The 16,991-nt window shown below is 53.5% G+C and carries 14 protein-coding genes; 4 read left to right on the top strand and 10 right to left on the bottom strand.

What is annotated here, in order from left to right:
* Positions 1-5: 5 nt before the first annotated feature.
* The 4 genes from M495_RS07110 to M495_RS07095 form a co-directional block, all read right to left on the bottom strand.
* Positions 6-1,052, bottom strand: a complete 1,047-nt coding sequence (locus tag M495_RS07110) for a fimbrial protein (protein ID WP_020825960.1) — start codon at positions 1,050-1,052, stop codon at positions 6-8.
* An 11-nt stretch (positions 1,053-1,063) separates the two neighbouring features.
* The gene (locus M495_RS07105) at positions 1,064-3,679 is read right to left on the bottom strand and encodes a fimbria/pilus outer membrane usher protein (protein ID WP_020825959.1); all 2,616 of its coding nucleotides are present in this window, start codon (positions 3,677-3,679) and stop codon (positions 1,064-1,066) included.
* A gap of 28 nt (positions 3,680-3,707) precedes the next feature.
* Positions 3,708-4,391 carry a fimbrial biogenesis chaperone gene (locus M495_RS07100; RefSeq protein WP_020825958.1) on the bottom strand — a complete coding sequence of 228 codons (684 nt, stop codon included), beginning with the start codon at positions 4,389-4,391 and terminating at the stop codon, positions 3,708-3,710.
* Between the two features lie 71 nt (positions 4,392-4,462).
* Positions 4,463-4,990, bottom strand: a complete 528-nt coding sequence (locus M495_RS07095) for a fimbrial protein (RefSeq protein WP_012005952.1) — start codon at positions 4,988-4,990, stop codon at positions 4,463-4,465.
* Between the two features lie 516 nt (positions 4,991-5,506).
* Here M495_RS07095 and M495_RS07090 point away from each other — a divergent pair.
* The 3 genes from M495_RS07090 (at position 5,507) to M495_RS07080 (ending at position 8,641) form a co-directional block, all read left to right on the top strand.
* On the top strand, positions 5,507-6,223 hold the full coding sequence (locus M495_RS07090; protein ID WP_020825956.1) for an EAL domain-containing protein: 717 nt from the start codon (positions 5,507-5,509) through the stop codon (positions 6,221-6,223).
* A 22-nt stretch (positions 6,224-6,245) separates the two neighbouring features.
* Complete coding sequence (locus M495_RS07085) at positions 6,246-6,836, top strand: LuxR family transcriptional regulator (protein ID WP_020825955.1); 591 nt, start codon at positions 6,246-6,248, stop codon at positions 6,834-6,836.
* Positions 6,837-7,018: 182 nt separating this feature from the next.
* Positions 7,019-8,641 carry an FMN-binding glutamate synthase family protein gene (locus tag M495_RS07080; RefSeq protein ID WP_020825954.1) on the top strand — a complete coding sequence of 541 codons (1,623 nt, stop codon included), beginning with the start codon at positions 7,019-7,021 and terminating at the stop codon, positions 8,639-8,641.
* A 130-nt stretch (positions 8,642-8,771) separates the two neighbouring features.
* Here M495_RS07080 and betA read toward each other — a convergent pair whose 3' ends face one another.
* The 3 genes from betA to betI all read right to left on the bottom strand — a co-directional run bounded on the left by betA (position 8,772) and on the right by betI (position 12,748).
* Positions 8,772-10,439, bottom strand: coding sequence for a choline dehydrogenase (gene betA / locus M495_RS07075; RefSeq protein WP_020825953.1), 1,668 nt, complete (start codon positions 10,437-10,439; stop codon positions 8,772-8,774).
* Positions 10,440-10,658: 219 nt separating this feature from the next.
* The gene (betB, locus tag M495_RS07070; RefSeq protein WP_020825952.1) at positions 10,659-12,131 is read right to left on the bottom strand and encodes a betaine-aldehyde dehydrogenase; all 1,473 of its coding nucleotides are present in this window, start codon (positions 12,129-12,131) and stop codon (positions 10,659-10,661) included.
* 20 nt (positions 12,132-12,151) lie between these two features.
* Entirely contained in the window at positions 12,152-12,748 is a 597-nt protein-coding gene (betI, locus tag M495_RS07065) for a transcriptional regulator BetI (RefSeq protein ID WP_041414353.1), read from the bottom strand.
* A gap of 413 nt (positions 12,749-13,161) precedes the next feature.
* Here betI and M495_RS07060 point away from each other — a divergent pair, with 413 nt between their 5' ends.
* Entirely contained in the window at positions 13,162-15,201 is a 2,040-nt protein-coding gene (locus M495_RS07060) for a choline transporter (RefSeq protein ID WP_020825950.1), read from the top strand.
* A 47-nt stretch (positions 15,202-15,248) separates the two neighbouring features.
* Here the strand turns inward: M495_RS07060 and M495_RS07055 are convergent, their stop codons facing one another.
* From M495_RS07055 to M495_RS07045, 3 genes are all read right to left on the bottom strand, one after another.
* Entirely contained in the window at positions 15,249-15,719 is a 471-nt protein-coding gene (locus M495_RS07055; RefSeq protein WP_041414351.1) for a YkgB family protein, read from the bottom strand.
* A 70-nt stretch (positions 15,720-15,789) separates the two neighbouring features.
* A complete protein-coding gene (locus M495_RS07050; protein WP_020825948.1) occupies positions 15,790-16,140 on the bottom strand; it encodes a pentapeptide MXKDX repeat protein in 351 nt (116 codons plus the stop codon).
* A 58-nt stretch (positions 16,141-16,198) separates the two neighbouring features.
* Positions 16,199-16,987 (bottom strand): molybdopterin-dependent oxidoreductase, encoded by a 789-nt coding sequence (locus tag M495_RS07045; protein WP_020825947.1) that lies wholly within the window; start codon positions 16,985-16,987, stop codon positions 16,199-16,201.
* Positions 16,988-16,991: the final 4 nt, after the last annotated feature.

Genomic DNA, 16,991 nt, shown 5'->3' with positions numbered 1-16,991 from the left:
AAATCTTACTTGAAGGTGACGTCGATATTGGCCGACGCGGTGAATGGCCCCACCTTCGGGTTGGTATTCAGCCATTTCAGGCTAGCCATGAAGTTCTTTTCAACGGTGCTACCATTGACCAGGCCCAGATCAACCGGGGAATTCATCTTGATTGGCGTGTTTGGTGTCGCCGCCTGCGAAATCAAGATACCAAATCCGCTGTCGCTGGTTGGCAAGATCGTCGTAGCGTCCTGCACTGGATAAGTGGAGCTGAAACTGGCCTGCAGTGTCTCGCCCTTGCAATCCTGACCGGTAGCCGGATCAGACATATTGGCGCTGACCGAGAACGGTACTTGTTTTTCTATCTTGCCAGCTACCGCATTCTGACGCGGAATGGTGCCAAAATTCACGGTTGAGCCATTGTTAGCCACTACGGTGATTTTCGGATTACAGGAAATAAACTGAATATTTCCCAGACCGTTAATATAGGCATTGAAGTTGCTGCCGACCACGTTGTTGAGACCGCCGACCCCATCAACCTGAAATACGGAATAAGTGCCATTGTTGGTGATTTTCCCACCAGCAGGCGGAGGTGCCCCTGTCGCCTTGATATAAAGCGAGTAGGTCACCGTCACACTCAAGGATTGGGCTGGTTTGGCACAACCACCGCGACCATTTGGACGACATTGTGTACCCGGACCAACATCCTGTCTTGCGCCATTGGTCAGCTTATAATCCACGCTGTTGTAGTTGACACCAACCTCGATAGATTTGTCGATATTGCGCATATCCTTCTTCGGATCCCAGTAAAGATAGGCATTTTCGCCTTTGGGGTAATCACGGTCATCGACACATTGGAAAGTCGATGTGAAGGTTTGCGAGCGCCACAGCAGAGCCCCCGCCGCCGTATTAGCGGTTGACACTTTAATTGGCTTATCCAGCGTAATAATCTGACTGACGCTGCCATTCTGCTTACAAGACAGCGCAAAGCTGCTCTGCGAGAACGTCCCCAGCGTGACCAGCAGCCCTGCCGCCAGCCCGAGGTTTTTATGTTTTAACAACAAAGAAGACATATTCATTCCTTTTACGGTTTTCCGCAGGTCAGCGAAAGTTCCTGATAGCCCATCAGCTGTTCGGTCGCCGATTTCAGTTCCGGCACCACCAGTGAACAGCTGTCGCCGGCATCGCTGCCCCATTTAACCAACAGGCGATCCCCTGCGGATGCGCCGGAGATATAAATATCCCCATTGGTACCCACGGTACCGTTGTTCTTGCCGTCGGCGCTAAACACGTTGGCGCCGATTGGCGGTACGCTGCCGTCCAACAGTTTACTGTGTACCAGCAGGCTTTGGCCGGTATGCGTTTCAAATTTCACGCGGGTAATGGCGCCATATGTCGGTACCACGTCGCGGGCCGCCATCGGGATATCCAGGCCGTTGCCGATATCCTCAGTGCGCAACGCCACGCGGTTATGACGATAAGGTGAGGCCGAGGTCATTACCGCGTAACCGAAGCGGTCGATAGCCACACCCGGCTGGTTTTCCAGACGGACGCCCTTGGCATCTTTGGCCTCAACCAGCACAAAGGTATTTTGCAGCGGCTGGGTCAGTGTCACGCCGCCGGAGTGCGCCACGATACCGCCCGACACGCCCAGGGTAGACTGCTGGTAATCATTACTGTAGCTGTAACCGGCATTGACGGTACCCATGCTGCCCTGGTAGCCGACGTTAGCCGAGCTGGTTTGGCCGGAGTAACGATCGTGACCACTTTGCACCGCGTAGTTCAGACGGTTATCGTCCAGCGCGGTACCACTCAGGCCAGCGCTGTATGTATTACCGCTCTGCTTGCTGTGACCGGCGTTGAAGCTGGCCGTCATATCAGACGAATCGCGGCTGAAGAAGCTGAACGGAATAGAGACGCTCATGTTGATGCTGCGATCTTTATAACCGTAGTTGCTGCGGCTGTCCTGATAGAACACGCCGTAGCTGATATTTTTGTAGCTGCTGTTAAAGCCGGTTTGAACCGTACGATCCTGGCCGGAGCCGCCCCAATATGACTGGTTGCTGATATTGGTATACAGCGTTGAGTTACCGGCAATACGCTGGTTGATCGACAACTCTACACGCTGGCGTTTGTTATTGAAACGGCTGGTGTAATAGGTACGACGACGTGATTCTGCCCAATCCGGCACGCCCAGATTGCGGTCATTCTCATCGTAGTAATCGTTACGGTAGACGCCGTTTTCATAGCGATCGCGTTCCGCAACCGCATCAGAGAAATCATAGTAACCAGAGGTCGAGTAACGGTAACCGGCGATCTGGAATTCGGTGCCCCAGTCGTTGAGCGATTTGGAGTACAGGAAGCGGAAGCTCTCCCCCTGTTTGTCGTCACCGTTGACCAGGTTGGTGTCGGAATAGGACATATCGAAGGAAACTGCCCCCCAGACGCCCATGTTTTTACCCATACCCACTACCGCCGAACGGTAATTTTCCGCGACCAGCACCCCACCATAAGGCGTGATGTCATACGCCATGCCGTGGGACAAGGTGCCTTGCACGAACTTCGGCTGGTATTTGGTGGTGCCGTCATGGTATTTACCGGCGGTCATCTGGTAGTCCCAGATCCCTTCGCGCAGCATGTTCGGCACGGAAGAGAACGGCACCACGAAAGAGGTTCTTGAACCGTTGGCCTCAATGACCGTGACGTTCAGGTTACCGCTCAAGGTGCTTGGGAAGATGTCGGTCAGCGCAAACGGACCCGGCGGCACGTTGGTGCTGTAAATGGTGTAGCCGTTTTGGCGGATCTCAACGCGGGCGTTGGTCGACGCCACGCCACGGACCACGGGCGCGTAACCGCGCTGGCTTTCCGGCAGCATATCGTTGGCGCTGGAAATCTGCACACCGCGGAACTGAATGCTGTCGAATACATTGTTATTGGTGTTGGTCTGGCCAATCACCAGACGGCTGCGCAGGGAAACGATGTCGGTTTCCGCCCAGCTTGAAACGGTATTCCAGTGCGTGCCGGCACCCGACTGCTGATTCAGCGTCGAGTTGTTACGCAGGCGCCAATTACCGACATTGATGCCGTTGTTCAGGCTCAGGAAGTAGTAGTCGGATGTTTTATCGTTGGCGTTATTACGGTAATTATTATGGTTGCCGCTGAAGTTATAGTTAACGAAACCGGCGTTAATCCCGCGATCGTAAACCTTCGGCGAGATAGCACCCTGTGGACGCGGCTCCAGGAATATCTGCGGCACTTCCAAATCCATACGCTGTATGGCTGCGTCGTAGCTCAGCTTGGCACCCGAAATTTGCTGTGACAGAGCGTAGCACTGCGCGGCACCTTCGGTTTTCATATCGCCCGGCAGTTTTACACCGTAGTCCTGGTAATCCTGCGCAGTCAGGCAAGGCGTTACCGGCGTGTCTTTGGCGTCTTTTTTGAATTCGATGTCACGGTGATCGATACGCTGTCCGTTCAGGTAAATATCGAACGGATATTTACCTGGCAGGATATCATCGCCGCTGGACAACGCTGCCACCTGGGCAATGTTGTCATCGCCATGGATGAAGGAGGTGTTGAACTGCTCCTCCGCCATGGCCATATGAGAGAATGAAAATGGCACCGCAGAAAAATAAATTACACCATTAATCAGCCTGACCAAACGTTTTGGCGTGAGGGTTGTTATTCTTTTATGTGCCATTTTTTGTTCATTCCTTGAAGGGCTTAAATCAATTTAATGCAACGTTCTTAATCTCGGTGTGGCCGCCGTAATCGTTGATATAGGTGAACGACATACTGTTGGCCGACTGCGCGCCCTGTGGCAGAGCAATCCGCAGGCTATCTTGCGGTTTCACCATGTCGGCATTCACTTTCCAGCTTTTGCCACCGCTTTTCAGCGTCAGTACACCCAGCGTCACAAACAGTGGACCATTGTTGGTCACCACCAGATTGCTGCCCTGACGCTGCCATTTCAGTGCCTCTGCCTGCTGTTGCAGGTTGGCCTTCAAGGCTTCTGGGCGGTAGAACAGTTTGATACGGGTACGGATCGCCACCTGCAGCACGTTGTCTTGCTTAGGCGTTGGCGGAATTTCCTGTACGTTTACCCAGAGCAGACTTTCTCTGTCCTGCGGTAACCCGCTGCCGGAATAAATAAAGCGCAGAATTGCGTCTTTTTTGGCAGCCAGTTTTAAAATAGGTGGAGTGACCACGATCGGTAAATTCTTCGGCATCTGGCTTGAATCGCCAGTATCCAACCAGGTTTGCACCATATAGGTGTCGTCGCTGTCATTGCTGATTGAGAGCGATGCGGATTTACTTCCGCTGTTATAAATTACGCGCGTCGAATCAACCTGAATTCCGGCAAAAGCATTTACGGAAAACGCGAATAAAATACAAGAAAGCACTTTTTTCATCGGAATATCTCAACTCTCAGAATTTAGCCGTCCGTGGCCAATAGCTCTATCTATCCTGCCAGCGAATTAAATTACTTGTATTCGATGGTGAAGGTAGCGTTAGAGTTTGCCTGACCCGCAGTTACCAGATCCTGGTAAGATTTATAACGAGCGCGCAGGTTGAAAGTCGCAGAACCTGGGTTGTCGCCATCAGCAGCAACAGAAACGGTCGCTGGGGTAGCAACTTCCTGAGAGATTGGCAGAGTTGCGCCGTTGTTATCCAGGATTTCAACGCCAACGCCGTTAGCGCCGCCAGTTACAGCCAACAGCTCTGGGTGGCCAGCTGGGGTGTTACCGTCGAAACGCAGGGTGTAGTTACCCGCTTCACATTTCTCCAGGCTAATATCGAAAGCTTTAGCACCGCTGGTAGAACCAGAAGTTGGGAATGCGGTAGTAGGGTATTTACCCAGGTAAACTTCTTTATTCTGGTCTTTATCAACAACTTTACAGGTGGACTGTACGATTTCACCGGTGAATTTAACGTTGCCGCTTGCAGCAGTAGCGTTATAAGCAGTAGCAGACAATACCAGCGCGGCCAAAGGCAATAATACTTTTTTCATTTCCAGCTCCATAGAAAAACAATAAAATAATCGATTCAGTGACAGACGAATATATAGTTCCCCGGCACTGAGCATACACTCAGCGATAGCACTCCTTGCTTAAAAGGAGTGTTGCCTCGATGAACCCATTGCCGGACGAAATATAGACTAAGCGCATTCTTATTGTTAAATCGTTTAAAACATTCATAACCCCCCTCTTGATAGGAATAAACTATCAACAAATACCTATCGATCGATGTTGACGATTCAATCGAATAGGAATAATCTGTGTTTTGGAAAGTCATGCAGTCAGACATTTTTCTTTAAGGCCTGATTAACAGCATATTATTCCGTATATTTACATTTTGTTACCTTTTGAGCCCTTTGGACTTCACGACTAAATGCGCGTTAAATGGTCTGCAAGCGACATTTCACAATCACGTCGCACCAAATAAGACATTTACCTATAAACAGCCTGATATTGAATTAATTTTAGTTAAAAAACAGGTAGTTACATATCAATCAAGGGATTGAGGAATGCGCAGTTCTTTTAGAGAGAAAAATAACGGAATTAATTATGTTTTCCAGCCAATGTTCGCAAAATCCGGACAATTGCTGGCCGTTGAGTGCCTATCTCGATTCACTTTTAATAGTGAATATGCGCATTTTTCTCCTGAACAGTTCTTTCGTACTGCCGATAGCGAGACCCGAATTGAGATTCTGTTAGACCAGGTCAGTCTGATAGAGAAATATAATCACTGGTTTCGTGAAAATCAGGTTATAGCTACGCTGAATGTAGATGACCATTCTCTACGCTCGTTGGCCAATAGTCATTTTGCAGAAAGAATTAACGCCACTCGCTGTATACATTTCGAAATCAGTGAGAACTCAACCCGTTTGGTTAAAGATCGCGTTCATGGCGATCCTTCACTAAAGAGCTATTCATTTTGGCTCGATGATTTTGGTTCTGGCTATGCGGGTTTTTCCGCGCTGTATAACAGCCAGTTCCGCTTCGTTAAACTCGACCGCTTTTTGTTATGGGACTTTATGAAAAAGTCCGGCGGCGACGGTTTAATGCGCGCTTTATTGCGCTTTTTTTACCTTAATCATTACAAGGTAATTATTGAAGGGGTTGAAACCCCCGAGCATAAAAAATGGCTGGACGAAATGCCATATTACGCACTGCAGGGAAAGCTGTGGAAGGAATCCGACATCAAGGATTTGAACTCGCTTCTTACAGCTGAATACTTTTAACTCATTATGGGTGTTTGCCATTATGTCTAAAAACAATGTCCTTGTTATTAGTGAGTGTAAGTACAGCTATGTCGGCCTTTCGGTGTTACTGAAAAAACATTACGGCAAGTACGATATCAGACTGTTTTCAGATTTTATGCACGGTGGCGCCAAGGCGGAGAAAATAATTAAGCACGACATCGCCCTGATCTTCACCTCACAAAATCTGGAGCAAAGCGTTAACGTCATTGAAAGCCTGGTGTCTTTGCATCAGCAATACAACTCCAAAACGCGTCTGTTGGTGTTTTATGACGATGAACGCGTGGTGAAACTATTGTCGATCCTGGGCATCTCCGTTGAATTGGTGTCTACACGCATTCCACTTTATTCGCTGCAGGAAAAAATACAGAACCTGCTGGAAAGCAAAGAGCCCGGGGGGATAAAAATGCAGAAAACCCGCGAGCTTAGCCCGGCGGAAAGCGACGTTATCTTCAACCTGTTGCGCGGTGACAGCCTGCTGCATATTGCCCAAAAGCGCGGCACCCACCCCAAAACGATTTTCTCTCAGAAATACAGTGCGATGAAAAAGCTGCGTCTGCGCAGCATGAGCAGTATTTTCGTTGCCAGCAAGTAACTCCTTCTCCCCTTCAGGCTGCCACCCGGCGGCCTGAAGGGCGGACTCATCGTTAAATTAATGTAACAATCAACGATAAAGCAGTAACAGCCACATAACACTCCTGTCTATTGGTTAGGATCCGCTCAGCAAACTTTCTGTGAGCCATGTCGTCTGGACTAATAAAAACATCAGGAGATGTTATGAAGTCATCATTATTCAGCCGTTATACCTGCCTTGTGTTGAGTCTTTTGCTGACGTTGGCGTCTTTGGCGCTGTTGTCCCATAGCCCCTGGTTTTGGCTACCGACGATCATTTTTGGTGGTCTGAGCGCTCTGGGCATTTATGATCTGACCCAACAACGCCACGCCATCTGCCGAAACTATCCGATCATCGGCCGACTGCGCTTTTTCTTCGAGTTTATTCGCCCGGAAATACGCCAGTACTTACTGGAAGAAGATAACGCGCAGATCCCGTTTTCACGTACCCAGCGCACGCTGGTTTACCGACGCGCCAAAAACGAAATGGGCGATAAGCCGTTCGGTACCCAGTTGGACGTTTATCAAACCGGCTACGAATGTATCGGGCACTCCATGCGTCCGGTCGAAGTATCTGACCCCACCAGCTTCCGCGTGACGATCGGCGGTCCAGATTGCAGCCAACCCTACTCCGCGTCGATCTTTAACATCTCCGCCATGAGCTTCGGCGCCCTGTCGGCCAACGCCATTCGCGCCCTCAACCTCGGCGCGGCAAAGGGCAATTTCTACCACGACACCGGCGAAGGCAGTATCAGCCGTTATCATCGCGAAAATGGCGGCGACCTGGTCTGGGAATTGGGCAGCGGCTACTTCGGTTGCCGCACCGCCGACGGCCATTTTGATCCGCAACGCTTCACCGAGCAGGCTAAAAAACCGCAGGTGAGAATGATTGAAATCAAGCTCAGCCAGGGGGCTAAACCCGGACATGGCGGCATACTGCCGGCGAAAAAAGTGGATGCGGAAATCGCCGCAACGCGCGGCGTACCTGAAGGAGTCGACTGTATTTCTCCGGCTTCGCACAGCGCCTTCAGCACCCCAATTGAAATGATGCATTTCATCCAGCAGCTACGTGAATTGTCCGGTGGCAAACCCGTGGGCTTCAAACTCTGTATCGGCCACCCGTGGGAATTTGTCGCCATCGCCAAAGCCATGTTGCAAACCCAGATCTTGCCGGACTTTATCGTGGTGGACGGCAAAGAAGGCGGAACCGGCGCAGCACCGCTCGAACTGTCCAACTATATGGGCATGCCGCTGCGCGAAGGGTTGTTATTCGTCCACAACACCCTGGTGGGCTGCGGACTGCGCGACAAAATCAAGATTGGTGCCAGCGGTAAAATCATCAGCGCCTTCGACATCGCCAGCGTGCTGGTGTTGGGCGCCGACTGGGTGAACTCAGCCCGTGGTTTTATGTTCGCCGTCGGCTGCATTCAGTCGCAAAGCTGCCATACCAATCACTGCCCTACCGGGGTCGCCACCCAGGATCCACTGCGACAGAAAGCCCTGGTGGTGCCAAACAAGGCCGAACGCGTTTATCACTTCCACCAGAATACGGTGAAAGCGCTGGCAGAAATGCTCGCCGCGGCGGGCGTCAGCCGCCCTGAGCAGTTGACTTCGCATCATATGCTGCGCCGTATTACCTCAACCGAAATCAAGGTCTACGCCGACATCTATTACTACCTGGAGCCTGGTGCACTGCTGCAAAAAGAGATCGAAAGCGATTTTTATGCGCGCATGTGGCGCATGGCGACGCCAAACAGTTTCGATCAGGCGATCGCCCTGCCGGCTTAAGGGGTACGTTTGTACCTGCTGAGGTGAAAGATAACGGGAATGAATTGCCCCCTCGCCTCGGGGAAGGACATTGGAGAGGGGGTTGCTTGCTACAGCGGCCCTCCCCCTCAACGGCGAGAGGGCATGTGGGTTATGGCTTACGCGCCGGGGCGTCGCCGGCCACGTAATAGTCGGCAGTACTACGCGGCAACGGCGTGCGCTGGCGAATACGATCGGCAATCTTCTCGGCGATCATGATGGTGGTGGCGTTCAGGTTACCGGTGATGATCAGCGGCATAATGGACGCATCCACCACCCGCAGGCCTTCCATACCGTGCACTCGCCCTTGCCCATCCACCACCGCCATCTCGTCTTCGCCCATTTTGCATGAGCAGGAAGGATGGAAGGCGGTTTCGGCATGCTCACGCACAAAAGCGTCCAGCTGTTCGTCGGTCTGCACTTCTGGCCCCGGGCTTATCTCGCGGCCGCGGTATTCGTCCAATGCAGGCTGCGCCATGATTTCGCGCGTGATGCGAATGGCATCGCGGAACTCCTGCCAGTCCTGTTCGGTCGCCATATAGTTGAACAAGATGCTCGGATGTTGGCGCGGATCCTTCGATTTCACCTGCACCCGGCCACGGCTTGGGGAGCGCATTGAACCGACGTGCGCCTGAAAACCGTGCTCTTTCACCGCGTTGCTGCCGTTGTAGTTAATCGCCACCGGCAAGAAATGGTACTGAATGTTCGGCCAGGCGAACTCTTCGCGGCTGCGGATAAAGCCACCGGCTTCAAACTGGTTGCTGGCGCCCACGCCGGTGCCATTGAACAGCCACTCTGCGCCGATCTTCGGCTGGTTGAACCATTGCAATGCCGGGTACAACGACACCGGTTTGTTACAGGCGTATTGCAGGTACATTTCCAGATGGTCCTGCAAGTTCTCGCCCACGCCGGGCAGATCGTGCACCAGATCGATGTCCAGGCGGTTCAGCAGCGCCGCTGGACCAACGCCGGAACGCTGCAAAATCTGCGGCGAGGCAATCGCCCCGGCACACAGCAACACTTCACGACGCGCTCGGGCACTGTTGATTTGGTTACTTTCGCCCTGCAAGTAGTCAACGCCCACCGCACGCTTACCCTCGAAGCGGATGCGGTCGGTCAACGCGTGAGTCACAATCTTCAGGTTTGAACGGGAACGAGCCTGATCCAGATAACCCCGAGCGGTGCTGGCGCGACGGCCTTTCGGCGTGACCGTGCGATCCATCGGGCCAAAGCCTTCCTGCTGGTAGCCGTTCAGGTCATCAGTACGCGGATAACCCGCCTGCACACCGGCCTCCACCATTGCGTGGAACAATTCGTTATTACCGGCTTTCGGCGTGGTCACGCTGACCGGGCCGTCGCCACCGTGATAATCATTAGGCCCGATATCGCGGGTTTCCGCCTTGCGGAAATATGGCAGGCAGTCCAGATAACTCCAGTCCTCCAACCCCGGTGCTTTTGCCCAGTTGTCGAAGTCCATCGCGTTGCCGCGGATGTAGCACATGCCGTTAATCAGTGATGAGCCGCCCAGCCCTTTACCCCGGCCACACTCCATGCGGCGGTTGTTCATGTGCGGCTCAGGATCGGTTTCATACGCCCAGTTGTAACGACGGCCCTGCAGCGGGAATGCCAGCGCGGCCGGCATCTGGGTGCGAAAATCCATCCGATAATCCGGGCCGCCGGCTTCCAGCAGCAATACGCTAACATCAGCGTCTTCGGTTAAACGGGTGGCTAAAACGTTACCGGCTGAGCCGGCACCGATAATGATGTAATCGTATTCCATACATTATCTCCTAAATATTCGTATGCCTGAATGATGCGAATGGCTTGAATATCGCATGCTGAATATATCCAGGCGGTTTTGGATGCAAGAAAGGATTATCCCCTATGGATTTCGCGTTACAGCTAGGCGGCAAGGGCGTGGAACCCCAGGAGTCAAGTAAGTGACTGGGGTCCGCGTTCGCAGCCAACAACGCTGTAGCTTGAAAGACGACGGGGATATTTAAAAGATGGAAATATATTCGCCCAGCTCGACTTGTACCGATTTGACCTGGGTGTAATGTTCCAGCGTACTGAGGCCATTTTCACGGCCGACGCCAGACTGCTTGTACCCGCCGACCGGCATTTCCGGCGCCGATTCACCCCAGGTGTTGATCCAGCAAATACCGGCCTCCAACTGGTGGATCACCCGATGCGCCCGGGTCAGATCGTTCGTCACCAAACCGGCAGCCAGGCCGAAGGTGGTGTCGTTCGCACGGCGTACCACTTCTTCTTCGCTGTGGTAAGTGAGAATGCTCATGACCGGCCCAAAGATCTCTTCGCGCACGATCTCCATCTCGTCACCGCAGTCGGTAAATACCGTCGGCGCCACATAAGCCCCTTTGGCGTATTCACCCTCAGTCACACGTTCGCCGCCGCACAACAGGCGAGCGCCGCTTTTCTTGCCGCTTTCGATGAAGCGTAATACCGACTCCATATGCGCGAAGCTGACCAGCGGGCCGAAGTTGGTTTGTGGATCGGTAGGATCTCCCAGGCGGATGCGCTTAACGCGTTCGAGGATTTTGGCTTCGAACTCGGCCTGCAACGCTGCGGGGACAAATACTCGAGTCCCGTTGGTGCACACCTGGCCGGAGCTGTAGAAGTTGGCCATCATGGCGATATCGGCGGCGCGATCCAGGCAGGCGTCGTCAAAAATAATCAGCGGGGATTTGCCACCCAGCTCCATGGTGACTTCTTTCAGCGTCGAACCTGAGGCGTTAGCCATCACTTTCTTACCGGTTTTGACACCGCCGGTGAAGGACACCTTGGCAATGCCGGGATGATCGGTCAGGTACTGGCCGACTTCTGCGCCGCTGCCGGTGACCACGTTGAATACGCCGTCCGGCAAACCGGCTTCGGTATAGATTTCCGCCAGCTTCAGCGCCGTCAGGGAAGTGACTTCACTGGGTTTGAAGATCATCGCGTTGCCTGCCGCCAGTGCCGGTGCGGATTTCCACAGGGCAATCTGGATCGGGTAGTTCCAGGCGCCAATACCGGCCACCACGCCCAGGGGCTCACGGCGGGTATAAACAAAGGCGCTGTCACGCAGCGGGATCTGCTGGCCTTCGATCGCCGGGATCAGACCCGCATAATATTCCAATACGTCGGCACCGGTAACGATATCCACTGCCGTGGTTTCCGACATGGCCTTGCCGGTATCCAACGTTTCCAGCGCGGCCAGTTCGTCGTTGCGTTCACGCAGAATATCCACCGCACGGCGCAGAATACGAGAACGTTCCATCGCCGTCATCGCCGCCCACACTTTCTGTCCGCTGGCTGCACTGGCCACCGCACGGTTGACGTCTTCAGCGCTGGCGGACTGGATCTCGGCAAGCACTTCACCGTTCGCCGGGTTAACCGCGTTGAAAGTTTTTCCATCGGTACTGTCTACATAGGCACCATTAATATAGAGCTTCTGTAAGCCAAAACGGGACATAGGTTCTCCTTGGGTTATCCTCAGGGTGGCGTTTGCCCCCGGAGTTGAAACGTAATGTATTCGGTCGTGAGTGCTATCGCCTGCTTCTGGTTGAACGCCGCGCCGCGCAACGCACTGCGCAGCCACAGGCCGTCAATCAGTGCTGCCAATCCTTTGGCTGCCAGTCGCGCCTGCGCCTTGGGCAGTTGGCGACTAAATTCGGCACACAGGTTGGAATACAGCCGACGGCCGTTCACCTGTTGCAGCCGATTAAGCTGCGGCTGGTGTAAGCTGCTGGCCCAAAACGCCAGCCAGGTTTTCATCGCTGCACTGTTGATCTGGCTGTCGTCGAAGTTACCGGCGACGATCGCCTGCAGCCGTGATGCCGGGCTCTGGTCGCTTAACGCCTGTAGCCGCAGCTTCACCGCCTCGCCCAAATGGCTAATCAAATAGCGCATAGTGGCTTCCAGCAGGCCGTTCTTGTCCTTGAAATAATGGCTGATGATGCCGTTGGAAACTCCGGCCCGCCGCGCTATTTGCGCGATGGTGGCGTCATGCATTCCCACTTCGTTCACCGCGGCCAGCGTGGCATCTATCAACTGCTGCCTTCTGATTGGCTGCATTCCTACCTTTGGCATAATTCGACTCTCACAAAACCGACTTCGGCCTCGTCTCAGCGGCGGGACTTCACGCCCTTTTCACCTGCTGAACTTGGTCTTCATGCTCACTATTAAACTTTTTTTTGATTGAACGTTCAATAAAAATTGCATATATTTTATTACCGCTTGGTTACAAATATGTACTTTTCGGTTGTGGAACTGGCTGATTTTTGTGAGGTATTTAACGAATCTGACCAAAATCAGTGTCTGTAAGCGGTTCCCACCACGAAACGATTTTCTGTTTCGTTAACAAGCAAAGCGGCAATCTTTGGCAAGCAGAATAGCGATTGCCGCGGCTTTATATCCGCACTTTTCCGGACGGCGCCGATGCGTCCGTTCAGGCTGGTGTGTGGGCACGATTTTACTCAGTTGTTAAAAAACAGAGGAAGACGATGACAACACGCGAAACCTCCTCAAAACCACAAAAGGATGGCCTTAATCCGGTGGTTTTCTTTACCTCGGCGGGGCTGATTCTGGCCTTCTCGCTGATGACCATCTTTTTTACCGATTTCTCCGGGCGATGGATCACCCGCACCCTGAATTGGGTTTCAACCACCTTCGGCTGGTATTACCTGCTGGCCGCTACTCTGTACATCGTATTTGTGGTGTTTATCGCCGCGTCGCGCTTCGGTTCGATCAAGCTCGGGCCAGAACAGTCGAAACCCGAATTCAGCCTGATGAGTTGGGCAGCGATGCTGTTCGCCGCCGGCATCGGCATCGATCTGATGTTCTTCTCGGTCGCCGAACCGGTGACGCAATATATGATGCCACCGGAAGGCCAGGGCCAGACGATGGAAGCCGCCCGCCAGGCCATGGTGTGGACACTGTTCCACTACGGGCTGACCGGCTGGTCGATGTATGCGCTGATGGGCATCGCCCTCGGCTACTTCAGCTACCGCTATAACCTGCCGTTGACCATCCGTTCGGCGCTCTACCCGATTTTCGGTAAACGCATCAACGGCCCGATCGGCCACAGCGTAGACATAGCGGCCGTGCTGGGCACTATCTTCGGCATCGCCACCACGCTGGGTATTGGCGTAGTGCAGTTGAACTACGGGCTGAAAGTTCTGTTCCACATTCCGGAAAACCTGACGGTTCAGGCCGCGCTGATCCTGCTTTCAGTGATCATGGCGACCATTTCGGTGACCTCAGGCGTTAACAAGGGCATCCGCATTCTGTCCGAACTCAACGTGCTGTTGGCGTTGGGGCTGATCATGTTCGTGCTGTTCTTCGGAGATACCGAATTCCTGCTCAATGCGCTGGTGCTCAACGTTGGCGACTACGTTAACCGCTTTATGGGGATGACCCTTAACAGCTTCGCCTTCGATCGTCCGGTAGAATGGATGAACAACTGGACCCTGTTCTTCTGGGCCTGGTGGGTGGCCTGGGCGCCGTTTGTCGGCCTGTTCCTGGCGCGTATTTCGCGTGGGCGCACCATCCGCCAATTTGTAGTCGGTACGCTGATTATTCCTTTCGTGTTCACCCTGCTGTGGCTGTCGATTTTCGGCAACAGCGCGCTGTATCAGATCATTCACGGTAACGCCGCTTTCGCGCAGGAAGTAATGCAGTATCCGGAACGCGGTTTCTACAGCCTGCTGGCTCAGTATCCGGGCTTCACCTTCAGCGCCTCGGTGGCAACCATCACTGGCCTGCTGTTCTACGTCACGTCGGCGGATTCAGGTTCACTGGTTTTGGGTAACTTCACCTCGCGTCTGAGCGACATCAACAACGATGCGCCCAACTGGCTACGTATTTTTTGGTCAATAACCATTGGCCTGCTGACCATCGGCATGCTGATGACCGACGGCGTGCCCGCGTTGCAAAAAACCACGGTGATCATGGGCCTGCCGTTCAGCTTTGTGATCTTCTTCGTGATGGCCGGATTGTATAAGTCATTGCGGGTAGAGGATTACCGCAAAGCCAGCGCGTTGAACACCAGTGCGCCAATGCCGGTGTCCAGCAATGACGTGCTCAACTGGAAACAGCGCCTGTCGCGCGTAATGAATTATCCTGGCACGCAGTACACGCAGAAAATGCTGGATACCCGTTGCCGACCGGCGATGCAAGAAGTGGCGCGTGAGCTGGAACTGCGCGGTGCCAAAGTGGAATTCAGTGAGGTACCGCCGACCGAAGATGAACGTTTGAGCCATCTGGAGCTGCTGGTGCATCTGGGCGAAGAGCAGAACTTCATCTACCAGATCTGGCCACAGCGCTATTCGGTGCCGGGCTTTACCTATCGTGCTCGCTCCGGTAAGTCGCATTACTACCGGTTGGAAACCTTCCTGATGGAAGGCACCCAGGGCAATGACCTGATGGATTACAGCAAAGAGCAGGTGATCGGCGATATTCTCGATCAGTATGAGAAACACCTGAACTTTGTGCATATCCACCGTGAGGCGCCGGGCAATACCTTGACCTTCCCGGATATGTGATCCGTTCATCATGGCCAAAAGGCGCAGTTTAAAAACTGCGCCTTTTTTTACGGTATATCGTCAGGCAAGTCGGCTTTTAGCAGCAGTATCGAACCCGCCAATAACACCAGATCTTTTAGCAGAAAGCTGGTGGCTCCCCCCATCGCCGGAAAGCCACCGGCCGAAACTTCCCAGGCACCCGGAGTGGAGAAGATCAGCGTCAGGGTCGTCAGATAAGTCAGCGTCGATCCCACCGCCCCCAATAACCCCAAACGTCGCGACCAAAAACCGGCCAGCAGCAAAAGACCAAAGCTCCACTCGGCAACCCCTAACGCATAACTGGCACCGCGAATGCCAAACACATCGTGCATCCAGGCCAGCAGCGGGCTATTACCAATCAGAGGCACCAGCCCCTGCGCTTCATAATCAAACCACTTGGCATAGCCGAAAGCGGCGAAGATCACCACCAGCGCCAGCCGCACAAAGGCCACGTCCCAGTTCGAGCGCTTAAAGCGCTGCAGCCACATTGTCTGAACCATCGTCCCTCCCGTTGTACTTGCCCGCAGCCGGGATTAAACCCGCGTCCATCCGGCTGCGGGGCGCGGCGGCTTACTGCCCCATAGCGTCTTTTTGCATAGCGTCTTTACTCATACTGTCTTTCTTCATGCCGTCATGCTTCATGGCGTCTTTACCCATGCTGTCTTTCTTCATGCCATCATGTTTCATGGCATCTTTGCCCATGGCATCTTTGCCCATGGCATCTTTGCCCATGCCGTCTTTCTTCATGCAATCCTTGCCCATACACTCTTTTTTCATGCCGTCTTTGGCCATACCGTCGTGCGACATCTGGCTCATGCCGTCTTTTTTCATCGCGTCTTTGCCCATGCTGTCGGCGGCATTGGCACCGAGGGAACCTAACATCAACGCGCTACACATCATTACTGCGAATAACTTTTTCATGGTATTTCCTTTTCTCATTTAAAAAGCACCTGTGTGCCGGGGATAGTTGGGGCCGTCGTTAGCTGCCGCCAAACCAGTTGTAACCTTGATCTTCCCAGTAGCCGCCGGGAAAGCGGTTGGTGATCTCTATGACCTGAATATGTTTCGGGTTCTTGTAGCCGAGCTTGGTCGGCATGCGCAGCTTCATCGGATAGCCGTATTTACGCGGCAGGATCTGGCCATCGTAAGTCAGCGCCATAATGGTTTGCGGATGCAGCGCCGTGGCCATGTCGATGCTGGTGTAGTAGTCGTCGGCGCATTTGAAGCTGACATAGTTGGCGCTCAGGTCCGCGCCGATCGCCTGCAAAAATTGCGCAAAGGGTACGCCCCCCCACTTACCGATGGCGCTCCAACCTTCAACGCAGATATGGCGCGTCACCTGGCTGATTTGCGTCATGCTGTGCAATTGCGGCAAGGTCCACGGCTGCTTATTCAGCACTAACCCACTGACCTCCAACCGATAATCCTCGCCATTGATATCCGGCGCCTCTTCCTCGGCGTAAAACGCGTTGAACGGGAACGGACGAGTAATCTGCGACTCGGCATACACCGGTGCCAAATGGTCGGCGTTAAACAGCCACCCCTGCACCCGATCGTTAAAGCGCGAGATACGGCTCAACGCCTGTTCCACATGGGTGTTGTCGCTAAGGTCACAGCCGGTGAGCATCGCAATGCCACCCAGCGTCAACCCGTTACGCAGAAAACGGCGGCGTGAAGAGGAGGTCAATTGACGCGCCAGCAACTGCTGTGCTTCCCTGACAATCTCCCGGCCTTCACTCAGGCTGATAAGGGGTTTATCTGTTTTCATCGGG

Origin of the sequence: Serratia liquefaciens ATCC 27592 (assembly GCF_000422085.1) — a bacterium.
Taxonomy (GTDB): Bacteria; Pseudomonadota; Gammaproteobacteria; order Enterobacterales; family Enterobacteriaceae; genus Serratia; species Serratia liquefaciens.
The sequence above is the reverse complement of the archived record's forward strand: the minus strand, read 5'-3'. Positions and strand labels throughout refer to the sequence as shown.

Bases quoted from the DNA above. Each gene is read 5' to 3' on its own strand.
- M495_RS07110 (WP_020825960.1), bottom strand. From the start codon at position 1,052: ATGTCTTCTTTGTTGTTAAAACATAAAAACCTCGGGCTGGCGGCAGGG.
- M495_RS07105 (WP_020825959.1), bottom strand. From the start codon at position 3,679: ATGGCACATAAAAGAATAACAACCCTCACGCCAAAACGTTTGGTCAGG.
- M495_RS07100 (WP_020825958.1), bottom strand. From the start codon at position 4,391: ATGAAAAAAGTGCTTTCTTGTATTTTATTCGCGTTTTCCGTAAATGCT.
- M495_RS07095 (WP_012005952.1), bottom strand. From the start codon at position 4,990: ATGAAAAAAGTATTATTGCCTTTGGCCGCGCTGGTATTGTCTGCTACT.
- M495_RS07090 (WP_020825956.1), top strand. From the start codon at position 5,507: ATGCGCAGTTCTTTTAGAGAGAAAAATAACGGAATTAATTATGTTTTC.
- M495_RS07085 (WP_020825955.1), top strand. From the start codon at position 6,246: ATGTCTAAAAACAATGTCCTTGTTATTAGTGAGTGTAAGTACAGCTAT.
- M495_RS07080 (WP_020825954.1), top strand. From the start codon at position 7,019: ATGAAGTCATCATTATTCAGCCGTTATACCTGCCTTGTGTTGAGTCTT.
- betA (WP_020825953.1), bottom strand. From the start codon at position 10,439: ATGGAATACGATTACATCATTATCGGTGCCGGCTCAGCCGGTAACGTT.
- betB (WP_020825952.1), bottom strand. From the start codon at position 12,131: ATGTCCCGTTTTGGCTTACAGAAGCTCTATATTAATGGTGCCTATGTA.
- betI (WP_041414353.1), bottom strand. From the start codon at position 12,748: ATGCCAAAGGTAGGAATGCAGCCAATCAGAAGGCAGCAGTTGATAGAT.
- M495_RS07060 (WP_020825950.1), top strand. From the start codon at position 13,162: ATGACAACACGCGAAACCTCCTCAAAACCACAAAAGGATGGCCTTAAT.
- M495_RS07055 (WP_041414351.1), bottom strand. From the start codon at position 15,719: ATGGTTCAGACAATGTGGCTGCAGCGCTTTAAGCGCTCGAACTGGGAC.
- M495_RS07050 (WP_020825948.1), bottom strand. From the start codon at position 16,140: ATGAAAAAGTTATTCGCAGTAATGATGTGTAGCGCGTTGATGTTAGGT.
- M495_RS07045 (WP_020825947.1), bottom strand. From the start codon at position 16,987: ATGAAAACAGATAAACCCCTTATCAGCCTGAGTGAAGGCCGGGAGATT.